13 protein-coding genes are annotated in these 14,440 nt (G+C 68.0%); 9 read left to right on the top strand and 4 right to left on the bottom strand.

Annotation, left to right across the window (positions count from 1 at the left end; genetic code table 11):
* Positions 1-30 precede the first annotated feature (30 nt).
* The 3 genes from ACZ4O3_RS41085 to ACZ4O3_RS41075 are packed head-to-tail and all read left to right on the top strand — an operon-like array spanning position 31 to position 3,566.
* Positions 31-1,359 carry an ABC transporter substrate-binding protein gene (locus ACZ4O3_RS41085; protein WP_362717728.1) on the top strand — a complete coding sequence of 443 codons (1,329 nt, stop codon included), beginning with the start codon at positions 31-33 and terminating at the stop codon, positions 1,357-1,359.
* 6 nt (positions 1,360-1,365) lie between these two features.
* A complete protein-coding gene (locus ACZ4O3_RS41080) occupies positions 1,366-2,730 on the top strand; it encodes an ABC transporter permease (protein ID WP_362717731.1) in 1,365 nt (454 codons plus the stop codon).
* Positions 2,727-3,566 carry a carbohydrate ABC transporter permease gene (locus tag ACZ4O3_RS41075; protein ID WP_362717734.1) on the top strand — a complete coding sequence of 280 codons (840 nt, stop codon included), beginning with the start codon at positions 2,727-2,729 and terminating at the stop codon, positions 3,564-3,566. The genes ACZ4O3_RS41080 and ACZ4O3_RS41075 overlap by 4 nt, the downstream gene beginning before the upstream one ends.
* Positions 3,567-3,645: 79 nt before the next feature.
* On the opposite strand, the gene ACZ4O3_RS41070 is transcribed toward ACZ4O3_RS41075, so the two are convergent.
* Positions 3,646-6,306 carry a WXG100 family type VII secretion target gene (locus ACZ4O3_RS41070; RefSeq protein WP_467727439.1) on the bottom strand — a complete coding sequence of 887 codons (2,661 nt, stop codon included), beginning with the start codon at positions 6,304-6,306 and terminating at the stop codon, positions 3,646-3,648.
* A 2-nt stretch (positions 6,307-6,308) separates the two neighbouring features.
* Complete coding sequence (locus ACZ4O3_RS41065) at positions 6,309-6,614, bottom strand: hypothetical protein (RefSeq protein ID WP_467727438.1); 306 nt, start codon at positions 6,612-6,614, stop codon at positions 6,309-6,311.
* Between the two features lie 1,357 nt (positions 6,615-7,971).
* Here ACZ4O3_RS41065 and ACZ4O3_RS41060 point away from each other — a divergent pair.
* From ACZ4O3_RS41060 to ACZ4O3_RS41050, 3 genes are all read left to right on the top strand, one after another.
* On the top strand, positions 7,972-8,835 hold the full coding sequence (locus ACZ4O3_RS41060; protein ID WP_467727466.1) for an SGNH/GDSL hydrolase family protein: 864 nt from the start codon (positions 7,972-7,974) through the stop codon (positions 8,833-8,835).
* A 259-nt stretch (positions 8,836-9,094) separates the two neighbouring features.
* Positions 9,095-9,460 (top strand): hypothetical protein, encoded by a 366-nt coding sequence (locus ACZ4O3_RS41055; RefSeq protein ID WP_467727437.1) that lies wholly within the window; start codon positions 9,095-9,097, stop codon positions 9,458-9,460.
* Between the two features lie 238 nt (positions 9,461-9,698).
* Positions 9,699-9,908: a hypothetical protein gene (locus tag ACZ4O3_RS41050; protein ID WP_467727436.1), complete on the top strand. Its 210-nt coding sequence runs from the start codon at positions 9,699-9,701 to the stop codon at positions 9,906-9,908.
* 136 nt (positions 9,909-10,044) lie between these two features.
* Here the strand turns inward: ACZ4O3_RS41050 and ACZ4O3_RS41045 are convergent, their stop codons facing one another.
* Positions 10,045-10,305, bottom strand: a complete 261-nt coding sequence (locus ACZ4O3_RS41045; protein WP_467727435.1) for a hypothetical protein — start codon at positions 10,303-10,305, stop codon at positions 10,045-10,047.
* Between the two features lie 549 nt (positions 10,306-10,854).
* Between ACZ4O3_RS41045 and ACZ4O3_RS41040 the strand changes: the two genes are divergently transcribed.
* Positions 10,855-11,007, top strand: coding sequence for a hypothetical protein (locus ACZ4O3_RS41040; RefSeq protein ID WP_467727434.1), 153 nt, complete (start codon positions 10,855-10,857; stop codon positions 11,005-11,007).
* A 342-nt stretch (positions 11,008-11,349) separates the two neighbouring features.
* Here the strand turns inward: ACZ4O3_RS41040 and ACZ4O3_RS41035 are convergent, their stop codons facing one another.
* Positions 11,350-11,577 carry a trypco2 family protein gene (locus ACZ4O3_RS41035; protein ID WP_467727432.1) on the bottom strand — a complete coding sequence of 76 codons (228 nt, stop codon included), beginning with the start codon at positions 11,575-11,577 and terminating at the stop codon, positions 11,350-11,352.
* 405 nt (positions 11,578-11,982) lie between these two features.
* Here ACZ4O3_RS41035 and ACZ4O3_RS41030 point away from each other — a divergent pair, with 405 nt between their 5' ends.
* Both ACZ4O3_RS41030 and ACZ4O3_RS41025 read left to right on the top strand, forming a co-directional pair.
* Positions 11,983-13,266: a ParA family protein gene (locus tag ACZ4O3_RS41030; RefSeq protein ID WP_467727430.1), complete on the top strand. Its 1,284-nt coding sequence runs from the start codon at positions 11,983-11,985 to the stop codon at positions 13,264-13,266.
* A complete protein-coding gene (locus ACZ4O3_RS41025) occupies positions 13,263-14,309 on the top strand; it encodes a ParB/RepB/Spo0J family partition protein (RefSeq protein ID WP_467727428.1) in 1,047 nt (348 codons plus the stop codon). The genes ACZ4O3_RS41030 and ACZ4O3_RS41025 overlap by 4 nt, the downstream gene beginning before the upstream one ends.
* Positions 14,310-14,440: the final 131 nt, after the last annotated feature.

Genomic DNA, 14,440 nt, shown 5'->3' with positions numbered 1-14,440 from the left:
CAGTTACCAGCACTCGAAGGGACATCAACGATGATGCGACGACGTACGACCCTGCTCACAGGCTGTACCGCCCTCATCCTCGCGCTCGGCGCGACCGCCTGCGGCAACAGCGACCCCGTCTCCGCGGGCGGCGGTGACAAGGGGCTCAGCGGCCAGACCGTCACTGTGGCCGGTGTCTGGTCCGGCACCGAGCAGGAGAACTTCCAGAAGGTGCTCGACGCGTTCAGCGCCAAGACCGGCGCCAAGACGCAGTTCGTGTCCACCGGCGACAACGTCTCCACCGTCGTCGGCAGCAAGATCGAAGGCGGCAACGCGCCCGACGTCGTCATGGTCCCGCAGGTCGGCGTCCTCCAGCAGTTCGCGAAGCAGGGCTGGCTCACCCCCCTGTCGGCCACCACCCAGAAGTCCGTCGACTCCGGCTACGCCCCCGTGTGGAAGAAGTACGGCAGCGTCGACGGCACCCTCTACGGCCTCTACTTCAAGGCCGCCCACAAGTCGACGGTCTGGTACAGCCCCGATGCCTTCCAGCAGGCGGGCGTCAAGCCTCCGACCTCGTACGACGACATGCTCAAGGTCGGTCACACGATCTCCGACTCCGGCCTGTCGGCCTTCTCGGTCGCCGGACAGGACGGCTGGACTCTCACCGACTGGTTCGAGAACATCTACCTCTCCCAGGCCGGCCCAGAGAAGTACGACGCCCTCGCCACCCACCAGCTCAAGTGGACCGACGCCTCCGTGGTCAAGGCCCTCGACACCCTCGGCAAGCTCTTCAAGGACAAGGAGCTCGTCGCCGGCGGCGAGAAGGAGGCTCTCAACACCGACTTCCCGAGCTCGGTGGAGAAGGTCTTCGGCCCCAAGCCCGACGCCGGCATGGTCTACGAGGGCGACTTCGTCGCCGGCGTCGCCCACGACCAGTTCAAGAAGACCATCGGCAAGGATGCCGACTTCTTCCCCTTCCCCGCGGTCGACGGCGGCACCGCCCCGGTCGTCAGCGGCGGCGACGCCGCCGTCGTCCTCAAGGACGGCAAGAACGCCAAGGCCGGCATGAAGCTCCTCGAGTACCTGGCCACCCCCGAGGCGTCGGCCGTCTGGGCCAAGGCGGGCGGCTACCTGTCCCCGAACAAGAACCTCCCTCTCAGCTCCTACAGCGACGACGTCACCCGCGCCACCGCCAAGTCCCTCGTCGACGCCGGTGACTCCGTCCGCTTCGACATGTCCGACCAGGCCCCCGCCGCCTTCGGCGGCACCAAGGGTGCCGGCGAGTGGAAGCTCCTCCAGGACTTCCTGCGCGACCCCTCCGACGCCAAGGGCACCGCGGCCAAGCTGGAAGCCGCCGCGGCCAAGGCCTACAAGGGCTGACGGACCATGACATCCACCCTGGTCGAGGAGACGGTGAGCCCACCGTCCACCGGACCCGCCGAACGTGCCCGCCGCTCGCGGCGGCGGGCACGCCTCGGCGCCGTCCTGTTCGTTTTCCCCGCGCTGCTCCTGCTCGGCGCCCTCGTCGTCTACCCCGTGCTCTTTTCCGTCGGCCGCAGCTTCTTCGACGCTTCGGGCACCCGCTTCGTCGGCGCCGACAACTACACCGAGATGTTCCGCGACCCGGCCACCCTCAAGGCCGTACGGAACACGGCCATCTGGGTCGTGGTCGCGCCCACCCTGCTGACCGGCCTCGGCCTAGTCCTGGCCGTCCTGGTGGAGAAGGTCCGCTGGGCGACCGCGTTCAAGCTGCTGCTGTTCATGCCCATGGCCGTCTCGTTCCTGGCCGCCGGCATCATCTTCCGGCTCGCCTACGACGAGGACCCGTCCAAGGGCGTGCTCAACGCGGCCGTCGTCAGCGTCCACGACGCCTTCAAGCACACCTCCGCCTACCCCACCGCGAGGGCCCGCGACGGACACGGCCTGACCGCGAGCCCCGACGGCTCCTACCTCACCAGCGACCGCGTGTCGGCGGGCACGGCCGTGGACTTCGGGATGGTCGGCATCGCCCCCGCCGACATCCCCGGCGGCGCACGGCCCGCCTACCCCGCCGCCCAGCGCACGGCCGCGGCCGGCGAGGTCACCGGAGTCGTGTACCTCGACTTCACCCCCGGCGGCGGAGGCAAGCAGGGCGTCGTCGACCGCAAGGAGAACGGACTGCCCGGCATGCGCGTCGAGGCCGTCGACACCGACGGGCGGACCGCCGCGAGCACGACCACCGCCGCGGACGGCTCCTACAGCTTCACCGGCCTCAAATCCGGCACCTACGCGGTGAAACTGCCCGCCTCCAACTTCGCCCAGCCCTACCAGGGCGTGTCCTGGCTCGGCCCGGCCCTCGTCACCCCGGCCATCATCGGCGCCTACCTGTGGATCTGGACCGGCTTCGCCATGGTCCTCATAGGCGCCGGACTCGCGGCCCTGCCACGAGACGCCCTGGAGGCGGCACGCATGGACGGGGCCAACGAGTGGCAGATCTTCCGGCGCATCACCGTGCCCCTGCTGGCCCCCGTCCTCACCGTCGTCTTCGTGACCCTCGTCATCAACGTGATGAAGGTCTTCGACCTCGTCTACATCATCGCGCCCGGCCCGGTGCAGGAGGACGCGACCGTCCTCGCCACGCAGATGTGGCTGGTGTCGTTCGGCGGCGGCAACAACCAGGGCCTCGGCAGCGCACTGGGTGTGCTCCTGCTGCTCCTGGTCATCCCGGCCATGGCCTTCAACGTCCGCCGCTTCCGAAGGAGCCAGCGATGAACGCGATCCGGCGCGGCCTGGGCAACAGCCTGGTCCAGGCCTTCCTCGTGGTGACCGGCCTGGTCTGGCTCACCCCACTCGCGGGACTCCTGGTGTCGTCGCTGCGCTCGGCCCAGGACACGGCCAAGGGCGGCTGGTGGACCGCCCTCGCCAGCCCCGGCCAGCTGTCCGTCGACAACTACACGGCGCTGCTGAAGAACTCCGGCATGATGCAGTCGCTGTGGAACACGGTGCTCATCTCGGTACCGGCGACGTTCCTGGTCGTGGTCATCGCGGCCCTTGCCGGTTACGCCTTCGCCTGGCTCGACTTCCCCGGCCGCGACGGCATCTTCCTCGTCGTCGTCGCCCTTCTGGTGGTCCCCGTCCAGATCGGCCTCCTGCCGGTCGCGAAGCTCTTCGGCGAACTGGGCCTGTTCGGCACCATCCCCGGCGTCGTGCTGTTCCACGTCGCCTACGGCCTGCCGTTCGCGGTGTTCCTCCTGCGCAACTACTTCGCCGAGATGCCGAAGGAGATGCTGGAGGCGGCCCGCATGGACGGCGGCACCGAGTGGCGCATCTTCGTCCAGCTGGTCCTGCCGGTGGGCCGCCCGGCCATCGCCAGCCTCGCCATCTTCCAGTTCCTGTGGGTGTGGAACGACATGCTGGTGGCCCTTCTCTTCGCGGACAGCTCCTCCCAGCCGCTGACCGTGCAACTCCAGTCACAGATACGGCAGTTCGGCAGCAACATCGACGTCCTGGCACCCGGCGCGTTCGTGTCGCTGGTGGTTCCGTTGGTGGTGTTCTTCGCCTTCCAGCGGCACTTCGTGCAGGGAGTCATGGCGGGGTCGGTGAAGTGAGGCACCACCGGTGTGGGTGGGCGGCCGATGAAGCAGCCCACCCGCGCTTCCGCCTGCCCGGAGCCGCCCCACCCGATCCCTACTGGCCGTTCGGACGAGTGAGTTCCGTCGGCGTGGTCTGCCCCGAGGCGCCGTTGATGATGGCTTCCTTGGCGGTCAAATACATCGAGTAGTAGGCCCAGGACACCGGTTGCGACGAGAACAGCCAGTGCATGATCGAAGCCTGTCCGGGCTGTTCACTGCGATAGCCGAACCGTTCGCCCACCGGCAGCGAGTGGTACAAGGACTGCCGGAAGCCTCCGAGGAACCCACCGAGGACCTGAAGACCGAACTGCTCCCCGCTCACGTGCTGATCGGCGTGGTGGATGTAATTGATCACCGCGTTGGTCTGGAGATTTCCGATGAGGATGTTGAAGCCTTCCTTCGCTCCCGCGAGCACGGAGTCGGCCAGGGTCTTCGGCTCGAACGGCTTGTGCGTGTCCGGCAGCTTCGAGGAGTCGGGGACTCTGAACTCGTCCGTCCTGATACTGCTGCGCGGAGACAGGATGTCCCCCATACGCAAAGCGTCCGCCTCCACGTCCGGAAACGAGGTGCCATCGACCGGCGTCCCGTGCACGGCGGCAGGGGACTCGGTCGTCCTGGGCAGGGACGGGGACGCGGGATCAGGCGAGTGCGCGCCCGGAAGTCCCTCCCGGACGGGTGCTTCGGCGTGCGGCGCTTCCGCTCGTACGGCCGGAGCAGGCGCCGCTTCCGGGCGTACGGCCGGGGCAGGCCCCGTCTCCGGCACGGTGTCGTGGACCGGCGAGCCGGGGCGTGTCTCCGCCGAGTGAGGCGTCTCCACCTGGGGCCGCTCCGGGAGGGGGCCTTCGGGGGCGTGCTCCGGCCGGGCACCTCGGGCGGCGTCCGCCGTGAGCGCATCGGCATCGTGGGAAGCCGCCCCGGGGCGGACTTCTGCGGCCGGGTCGACCTTGACCCGGGGCTCCGGGACGGGAGTCTCCCGGGCGGTGCCCTCAGGCCGGAGGGCCCGGGCCGGGCCTGTTTCGGCTATGGCCTCGCGGGCTGGAGCGCCGAGGGGTGCTTCGGGGGGCGGTGCCTCCGCGACCGGCGTTCCGGGGCGGGGTGTTTCAGACGTGCCTTCCGGCCGGGCGACCCGGGCGGGATCTGCTTCGGGCACGGCCTCGTGGGCCGGATCGCCGGGGTGGGGCTCCGCGGCGTGAGGTGTCTCGCCCTGGGGCCGTTGGGGGATGGGCCCGTCCGAGGCGTGTTCCGGCCGGGCGCTTCGGGCAGCGTCCGCCGTGGGCGCATCGGCGTCGTGGGCCGCTGCACCGAGAGGTGGTTCGGAGGGTGCCGTCTTCACGGCGGACCCCTCGGGAAGCGACACCTTCGAGGCGCCACCGGGCCCGACGGGGCGGGCGATCTCAGGCCCACCCCGGTACGGCAGCGGTTCGTCACCCGGCCGGACCATGCGGACCGACCTGACGGAGTCGCCGTCGCTGGACATCGAAAACTCCTGCGGCCGGCTGGAGCGGGACGCCGAACGGACTCTGTTCTCCCCCGAGCCGGGAGCCTCCCGCAGACTCGGTGCGGCAGTCTTGCGCACAGCGGCGCTGTCGGCGAGACGAGAGGTCGACCCGGCAGAGCCCTCCGCTTCGGCCCAAGCGGGCACACCTTGTTCGCCGACGACAGGCTCCGACTCCAGGCGCACATCACGAAGTCCCGCTTCCAGGTCGCCACCGGCCGTGCGATCGCCGGAGGCCCCATGCGTGTCCGCCGATCCCGCATCGCCGCGGACGGACCGGGCCGCAGCGTGATCCGACTCTGCGACGGAAGAGGTCTCGCTTCCGGCGTCACCCCGGACGTCACGGTCGACGTGGACCGGATCCGGGGAGGCGCCACCCTCAGTTCTGGCAGCGGCGCCGTCCACGGACACCGAGCCCTCTGCGCCCTCTGCCCTCGCGCTCCTGCCCGTCACCGACGCCTCGTCGACAGCACCCCTGAATGCTTTTCCGAATATGGATTCCAGCCCGGACTCGATCAGGTTGTTGCCGATGTCCATACCGAAGAACAACGCGGTCTGCCACGCGTTGTCAGCCCAGGCGACATCGCGGCCGCTCAACGCCGGCGTTATGGCCTCGGCCAGATAGAACTTCGCATAGGCGAGCGTGTAGTCGGGCAATTCGGTGATGAACTTCTCGGCTCCCCGGCCGATCATCGTGCCGATCTTCTCGCCGACCTTCCCGGCGGTGCTGCCCACCTCCTTGGCCCACTCGGCGAAGTCGCCAAGCATCGCCCGGAACCGTGCCAGAAGCTCGACGATCCGTTCGATCAACGGTGCTATACGGGCCCAGATGAGGTTCGCGATACCCGCCATGAGCCAACTCAGAAGCAGACCGATGGCGAGTATCTCGAGGATCTCGAGGGCGATGCCGATGACTTCCTTGACGATCTCCCAGGTGCGATCCGCGTGATCGTCCACCTGATTCGCCGTCGCCTGCAGGCTGTTGGCCGTGTCCTCGGCCAATTTAGCGTGCTCATGCCACGCGGACGAGAAAGAGTCGTAGTCGGCTCCCGACCACGAGGAGGACCCCACCTCGGCGGCGAGCTGGGCGTGCACGGCGCGGACGTGGTCCGCCTGCTTCTGGAGCTCCTCGGCGTGTTCGCGAAGCCCGTCCGGATCGCCTATCTCCCGCAGGACATTGGTGAGCCACTCGGCGATGGCTCCATTGATGTCCACACTCACATTCAGTCCCCGGGCGAAAAGCTGCGTGCCGCTCTGGCGTTGGAGTCCTCCACCGACGCGTACAGCGTGGAGCCGACCCTCAGCATGTCGCGTGTCTGTCCCGAAAGGGCGGCGAGCCGTCGGCACGACTCGGCCATCTGCGCTCTCGCGGCAGCGTATGCCTCGGTCGCCGACGCGGCGGCCTGCCCGTTGCCGAACGGGGAACTTCCCGCGGAGACACCGGAATTGAAGCGACTTCCCGTCGCATGCAGATCGACCGCTCCGGAGTGGAAAGACTTCGCGAGCCTGTCCAGATTCTCGGTGTGCACGGTGAAATCATTACCCACGGCGGATTTCCTCCTAAGCGACAGGATGGAACAGTTGCCAACCTGCTGACCGCTGAGAACTGAGCATGAGGAGGCTGGTTCACAGCTCCTACGCAGTGTCTCCCGGGACTTTTATGACTAGGGTCGGTGGCCCAGCGTTCCTAGATCATAGTGCGAAGAATTCCGTTTCTCGTTACGGCTTTGTTACTGATTTCTGACCGGATAATTGATAGGCGGTGCAAATTAGGCGCAACGTCTGTAAAGGGGCGAGCTGCGAGGGAGATGCGGCAGCCGGCCGCTCGCGCCGTCCCGGTGCGTCCGGGCCGGACGCGTTGCCGCAGGCCCCGCTTCCACCGTCACGACCGTCCGACGGCGGTTCGATCGACCTGTGTCTACGGTCAGGGTTCCTGTGAGCCCTCAAATCACGTTTGAGTTGCCTCCCGTTCGCCCGGAAGAGGATCAGCCAACCCCGACCAAGGCGCGGACGCGGCCCCCGAACGCGGAGCGAGTGAACCGGCCACCCCAGCCGCCCAGTTGATCTCTCACCACAATCGGGGCTTCCTTCCATGACCACCAGAGATTCCGCCTGCGGCTCAGCGTCGCGACGTGGTCGAACGGCCCTGTCGGCCGCAGGCGCCGTCTTGGCCGTCGCGGAGACGACGGCCGCACCCGTGACCGCCCAGGCGAGCGGTGACACCGGTGCGACCCCCACCACCTTGGAAGGGGACTTCACCTCGGCCGCCGCCGAATTCCACGTACCCCGCGAGGTGTTGATGGCGGTGGCTTACCAGGAGTCCGCCTGGGACACGTACACAGGGCAGCACACCACAGACGGCGTCTCAACCGCACACAGGTCAGCTGACCGCATACAGCCGCACACGGACGCCGACGGTGCACGGGAAGCGGACTTTCCCTTGCACTGCCACGGCGACGGGCATTCCCCCGTCCGGCATTGTCAAGTGTGTGATGGGTCCGATGGGTGATGCCCGCGCCGTCACCAGTCGGTCGAGGGGCGACGCCCGCGCCAGTGCCGCGAGAGAGCGACAGCGCACTCCCGAGGGCTGAGCACCGAAGGCGGACTCGGCATTCCCGCGACGCGCGAGCCGGAGACGAGGCACGCCGGGCGACGGCGGCACGGCGAAGCCGAGCGGGTCCAGGAGCCCGGCGCGCTCCGTCGGACCTCCTTGTGCGGTGAACCAATTCGAGGCTCGGTGGCGTGTATCAGCAGTGCGCCCGTCGGCGAGTCGGTCCGACCGCACGCCCGACGGATCGTTTCCGGCCCGCGACCTCGGTGCCGGTGTCTGAACAAGGGGTAGAAGTGCAGATGGTGTCGAGGCGGCTCACGCGCCGCCGTATGGCGATGGCCGTGGCGGCAGGATCCGGGGCACTGGCCCTGAGCCTGGCCGGCGTGGGCCAGGTGGAAGCGGCTGGCGGTGGCGCCCGAACCGTGAGCTACACCGCCCTGGGCGACTCGTACGCGTCGGCCCCTGGGGTCGTCGAACAGGTGGACCCCACGTGCGCTCGGTCGGACCACAACTATCCGTCGCTGACGGCCCGGCAGAGACACTGGCGGCTGACCGACGTCAGCTGTTCCGGTGCGACGACCGCAGACATGGCGCGCCCCCAGGGCAGCTTGTCTCCGCAACTCACCGCGGTCACCCGCACCGCGGACGTGGTGAGCGTGACCATCGGCGGCAACGACATCGGCTTCAGCAGCGACCTGGCCACCTGCGCCGGCCTCACCTCGTCGAACCCGGCGGGTGCACCCTGCCGCACGTACTTCACCGCAGACGGCACCGACCAGCTCGCCGTCCGCATCAACCAGACCGGACCCAAGGTCGCTGCGGTACTCCGCGGCATCCACCGACGAGCCCCACACGCCCGGGTAATGGTGGTCGGGTATCCGGACCTCTTCCCGGAGGACGGCGTGGGTTGCACCAGCAGCACCGTGCCACTGGCCGCAGGAGACTTCGCGTACCTGCGCGACACCGAGAAGAAACTCAACGCGATGCTGGCCCACGTGGCCCACCGCGGCGGCGCGCGGTACGTGGACACGTACACGCCGACCATCGGACACGACATGTGCCGCCCCGAGGGAGTCCGCTGGATCGAGCCCTTGGTCACCGCGCCTCCCGTCGCCCCGGCCCATCCCAACGTCCAGGGCGAGAACGCCATGTCGACCGCGGTCACCCGCGCGGTCTCCTGCGAACCCCGCAGAAGGTAGCCGCCTGGGGCGCGTACCGAGGTATCGCCCGGATCGTCCCGGCTGCTCCGGCCCCGGATCCATACACGACTGCTGAAAGGGGAGACACCAGGGCAGACGTACTGTCTGCCCCCCCCGGGCGCCTGATCGCACTCTGACGCTCCTGAAAGGTCGTCAGCACCGTATACGGCAGTTCCTGTTGATCCCGAACACGAGATCTCCCGCATCCCGCAAGCGAGCGGCGCCCCGAGGTGCCTGGAGGCCGACAGCCGTGAGACACATGCGACTTGCCGAGCGACTGTCTGTCGTCGCGGCCAGCGTTGCTCTAGCAGGCGCAGCCGCCATTCATCCGGCTTCCGCCGCGCAGCGGTGCACCGCGTTCCGCGGAACGCAGGTCTGCGTCGACAACGAGCCGGGCGACGGAGCGTCCAGCTGGATCTGGGTGTACGGATCCACTGAGCAGGGCGTTACCGGAATCAAGGTGGACATCTTGTACTCGACCACCCACACCGGCCTCTTGACCGACATCCACCCGGGCGAGGCACTGTCCCGTGATTTGCCTGAGGATGTTCAGGCCATAGACATCTACAACCTCACCGACACCGGCGATGGGGGCACGCTGTCCACAGGCTGGGTGTACCTCTGACGGATTTCCTGAACCGGACCGTTTGCCGACCTCGACGACGTGATGTCGGTATACCGGTTGGCACCGGAAGCCGCTGCTGGCGAGGCGGCCGTCGCAGTACGTCATCGACATCGGATTCGCCGCATGACAGCAGACCTGCATCCACGATCTGGTCACCGCTGGTGGCCCGGGGTGAGGAGACGACGGTGTCGGGTCCCGGCTGCCGCAAGGATTCGGGAGCCGGTCCGGCGTCGGCCACTTGAGGGCGACGCTGTCGCCGGGCGCGGTGACGGCACCTGCGGTGCTGGTGCCGACGAAGCTCCATCGCCAGGTGCCGGCCGAGTTGGCGGTGACGGTCATCTTCAGCTTGCCGGAGTTGGTGGTGGTCACCGTCTTGACGGTGCTGCACGACGTCGAGCCGGCCTTCTTGAACTGCGGGGCGACGTGCTGGACGCCGAAGCCGACGTAGGCGTTGGTGTTCCAGTGGGCGCGGGTCAGGGTCCCGGTCACGGTGAGGGTGTGTCCTTTGGCCACGGGCTCGGGACTCGCCGGCGGTGAGCTCGGCGATGCGCTTGACCTTGACGCTCCGGCCGGTGCCCAGGGAGTCAGAAGTCCTGGTCGTTGGAGACGGCCTCGGCCTCCAGGTGCCAGGTGCCGGCGTTGGTGAGGTTGGCGTAGTCGGTACCGTCAGTGTGCAGGGAGCACGTGAACGTGCGCTTCATCGTTGTCGACGTCGGCCGGGTGTAGCTGTCGGACTTGGAGAAGGAGGAGTCGGCTTTGCGGGTGTCCGTCGGCGCGGCGGGGGCGGGCAGGGCGAGCACTGCAAGGGTGCCCGCGGTGGCGGCCGCGGCCGTACGGATGTGCATGTCTCTCCCGCACGATCTGGACCCGGATCTTCGTCCGGGTGTGCCCAAGACAGCCGAGGCGGGCGAATGGTCGTACGGCGGCGGTACCGCGTTTCAGCGACCTGGAGCCGATGCCGTCACCGTGGGCGATCTTGTACGGTCCGGCCATGTCGCTGCCGCGCCCCGACGGCAATTCCGGGGTGGCGGGAGCTTTCCTCTGCACGCCACGAACTTCACGCCACGACCACGCCCGTGCGCCGTGACGGCCTTCGTCGAGAGCCGGGCGTGAGGCCTTGGGGCTATCTCGCCTGATGAAGACGCGTACCCGGCTCCGGTGCGCGACGGCCGTCGCTCTTGGTGCCACCGCCAGCGGCGTGCTCGTCGCCTTTCCCGTCCCGGCGTCCGCCGCGATCTCCTGCACGTCGCCGGTCTACAACCGCCAGTCTTCCTGAACGCCGCGTTTACGGGCACGCCGAAGAGGACCGACTGCGACTCGGCCATCGACCAGAACTGGGGCACGGGTGCCCCGCCCCGGGACTGCCGTCGGACAACTATGGCGTCCGCCGGAGCGTGACGCGCGACTTCGGCTCGGGCGGCTCCTTCACTCTGACCGGCAAGGGGTTGGACGGTCTGCGCGTGTACGTCGACGGCGTACCGCACTGCACCAGACCACCGTCCACAAGGGACGGGCTCCTCCAGCCACAACAGCGCCATGTCCTCTGAGTTCTCCGACGGAAAACCTTCACGAGGATCTGGCCGGCACACCTCGGCCCGTCGGTCCACAACACCGCTGAGGAGGGGATGTGGCTGGGACCCGATCGAATGCCGGGGCCGGAACTCTCGGATTTCCGGTGCCGACCCGCACAAGGTGCCGCACGTCCATCTCACCGCTCCCACGGCGCCGTCGACCCGCTTCGAGAACCGGCCGCCCCGCCCGGTGCTTCAGCACCCGTGGACTGTTCTGACGCTCAGGACCGGTGGACCGTACGACGGTCGCGCCGGCATTCCGCTCCGCGGACGGACAATACGGACGGTGGATCTCGGCAGTTGCCGCCCAGGGTCTCGTCATAAACCGGCAGGCTCGGCGTCACGCTGACGATGCGTGGCCTCCAACTCGCCGCCCGCCGCCGCACCGGCCTTGCCACCGGGAAAGCCGACCTCGGGCTTCATCTTGCCGCCACTGCCGCGGCGGAACTCTACATCCAACGTCAGCCTTGCCCGTTCCATCGCGAACCGCAGCTGTTGGGCTGCCCCGACGTCCTGCGCGGCATACAGCTCACGCCGCAGTTCCACAACGCTTACGTCAACGTGCCCTTCGCGTCCACGGCAACGCCCCGTGCTTCGCGCCGGACTGGAGACCCGGAAAAGTCGACATGCCCCATTCGTCATGCTCCCCGCAGCGATTCCGTTCGGTTCCACCGATGGCCGCGGCCCGTCTGGCCGTAGGAGCCGTAGACCGGCTGCCTTGGGCCCGGGCCGAAGGGTCGCGGGGGGAGCCAACCCATAGTTCCAGCAGCGGCTGGGCTACGGCCTTTGATCCTTGCCGGATTATCACGCCGTGATAATCCACGCCGGACCGGAGACTCCAGTCACGGATTATCACGGCGTGATAGTTCAGTGCTCGCTTGTGGGGTGAAACCATGTCAGATCACGTGAACCGGGTGTCATAGAAGCAGCAGGAGTCAGTAAGGTGACGTCGTGGCCTCTCCATACCCTGAGGGAGACCGGGAAAAGGTGGCGTCCAAGCTCCCCCCGGCGCTCCAACGCGAACTGAAGATCCGATGTGCCGAACTCGGCCTGGACATCCAAGATGCCGTCGAAGCCGGCATCATCGCCTGGCGGACCAGCAGCCGCCCCTCGCCTGAGATCGACACGGCGGGTGCGAAGTCGTTCTCCCCGTGGCTCCCGCCCGGCCTGTACGACGACTTCAGGAGCACCTGCGGCGACCGCTCGGTCTCCTACACGCAGGGTCTCGCGCAGAGCATCCGGCTCTGGCTGGACGAACATCCCTCTCCGGAGAACGCTGCGCAGAGCGCCGATCCGGTGCGGATCATCAACGCCAACCAGAAGGGCGGCGTCGGCAAGACCACGGTGTCCCTCGGACTGGGCGAGGCCTACGCCGAAGACCCTGATGTCGGCCGGGAAGCACTCACCCGGTTCATCGACTCCCTCGCCTACGGCGACCTCAAGCGCATGGGGAAGACCAAGACCGACGTCCAGGACCGGCTCGACCGGGTGGCGGTCGGCGGACGACGGGTCCTGGTCGTCGACTACGACCCCCAGAGCCACCTGTCCGACCAGCTCGGGATCGCGCAGATCGAACCAGGCCGGGAAAGCCTCGTCTCCCACATGATCGGTGAGGCAGAGGGCGACCTGCGCGACCTGATCGTCACCGTGGTCGACCCACGGTTCGGACGTCGACTGGACGTCCTGCCCGGCGCGTTCGACGGGTTCGTCCTCGACTCCCGACTCGCCCTGACCGCCGCCCAGTCCCGAGGCTTCCAGAAGGAAGTGGCCCTGGAACGGGCGCTGCGGCCGATCGAGGACGACTACGATGTCATCATCATCGACTGCCCTCCCAGCCTCGGTCTCGCCATGGACGCAGCCCTGTACTACGCGCGCCGGCGTCGCAACGAACGGCCGGCTCGCTCCGGCGTCCTGATTCCCGTCCAGGCCGAAGACAGTTCAGCGACTGCCTACCGCATGCTCGTCGACCAGATCGAGGACCTCCGCAAGGACCTCGGCCTGGACATCGACTACCTCGGCCTGGTGGTCAACCAGTACGACGCACGGCGCGGCTTCGTCGCCACCTCGTCCCTGGACCAGTGGGCCAGCCTGGAAGACCAGCGTGTCCTGGCTGTCCTGGACGACCTGAAGGAACAGCGCGAAGCAGTCCGCGTCAAACGACCGCTCCTCTCGTACGCGCCGCACTCGAAGCAGGCCAACACCATGCGGATGATCGCAATGGAGGCAACCCTGTGAGCAAAGCAGACCAGCTCGGCCGTGGAACCGCGTTCGGTGCGGCCGCAGGCGCTCGCAGCTCCCGGCGGGATGTCATCGGCCATGCCATCGGGGACGGCGACACGGCCGCCACAGCCGTCACCGACCTGCCGGTCACGCAGATCAGCGACAACCCCGACAACCCGCGCAACCACCTGCGCAGCCTGGACGACACCGTGGCGTCCGTCCGTGAAGTCGGTGTCATCCTCCCCATCGTCGTCGCGACGACCGACGCCTACCTTCGTGACCGGCCCGACCGCACCGACGACCTGGACGACGACGCCCATTACATCGTGGTAGACGGTCACCGGCGCCTCGAAGCCGCCCGCCGCGTAGGCCTGGCCACCATCCCCGTCCGCGTCGACAACGCCCGCGTCAGCACCGACCAATCCCTCCTCGAGGCCGCGTTCATCGCGAACTACCACCGCGACGACATGACCGAACTGGAGGAGGCCCACGCGCTCCAGCAACTGGTGACGTACTACGGGACCCAGACCAAAGCTGCCCGGCGACTGGGCATTCCACAGAACACCATCTCCAGCAAGCTGTCTCTGCTGAAGCTGTCACCAGAACTTCAGAAAGACCTCGTCACTGGCGAGCGGACAGTCGAGCACGTACGCAACCTCGGCAAGCTCTCCCCCGAAGAACAAAGGGCGAAGGCGGACGAGCGTGCCGCCGCCGACCGCCGCACGCCCGTCCGCGAGACACCGGAGCCTCAGAAAGCGGCTGACCCATCAACCGGTGACAGCGCGGAGGCAGGGTATGTATCACGCCGTGATAATCCCGGCACGGGGCTGCCCGCGCAGGACAACCGGCCACAGCCGGACCGGACCACCACGCTTCCTGAACCGCGCGCCGACGATGCAGCCAGGGACGACCGGTCCCCGGGACAGCAACCGAAGAAGTTCCCCTACAACGACGGGTTGCAAGCGGCGCACTTCCTCATCCACAAGATGCCGCCCGAGGAGTTCAACACGATGCTGGACGCGCTCATCAGGCATCACAATCGGCAGACCACAGCCTGACGTGTGATCCGATGCGCCTTGGCTGGGTCACGTTCGCCCGCCGAGGCCCAGCACCACGGACACCGCGGGGTGCCGCGGTGCCGCACCGCACCCGTGAGTTTTTCGCGGACCTTCCGGCGGAGTGTTCCTCG

The sequence above is a fragment of the Streptomyces sp. NPDC026515 genome (assembly GCF_055567595.1).
The sequence above is the reverse complement of the archived record's forward strand: the minus strand, read 5'-3'. Positions and strand labels throughout refer to the sequence as shown.

Excerpts from the sequence above, each read along its gene's own strand:
- ACZ4O3_RS41045 (WP_467727435.1), bottom strand. The coding sequence starts at position 10,305 with ATGCACATCCGTACGGCCGCGGCCGCCACCGCGGGCACCCTTGCAGTG.
- ACZ4O3_RS41085 (WP_362717728.1), top strand. The coding sequence starts at position 31 with ATGATGCGACGACGTACGACCCTGCTCACAGGCTGTACCGCCCTCATC.
- ACZ4O3_RS41055 (WP_467727437.1), top strand. The coding sequence starts at position 9,095 with ATGCGACTTGCCGAGCGACTGTCTGTCGTCGCGGCCAGCGTTGCTCTA.
- ACZ4O3_RS41080 (WP_362717731.1), top strand. The coding sequence starts at position 1,366 with ATGACATCCACCCTGGTCGAGGAGACGGTGAGCCCACCGTCCACCGGA.
- ACZ4O3_RS41060 (WP_467727466.1), top strand. The coding sequence starts at position 7,972 with ATGGCCGTGGCGGCAGGATCCGGGGCACTGGCCCTGAGCCTGGCCGGC.
- ACZ4O3_RS41075 (WP_362717734.1), top strand. The coding sequence starts at position 2,727 with ATGAACGCGATCCGGCGCGGCCTGGGCAACAGCCTGGTCCAGGCCTTC.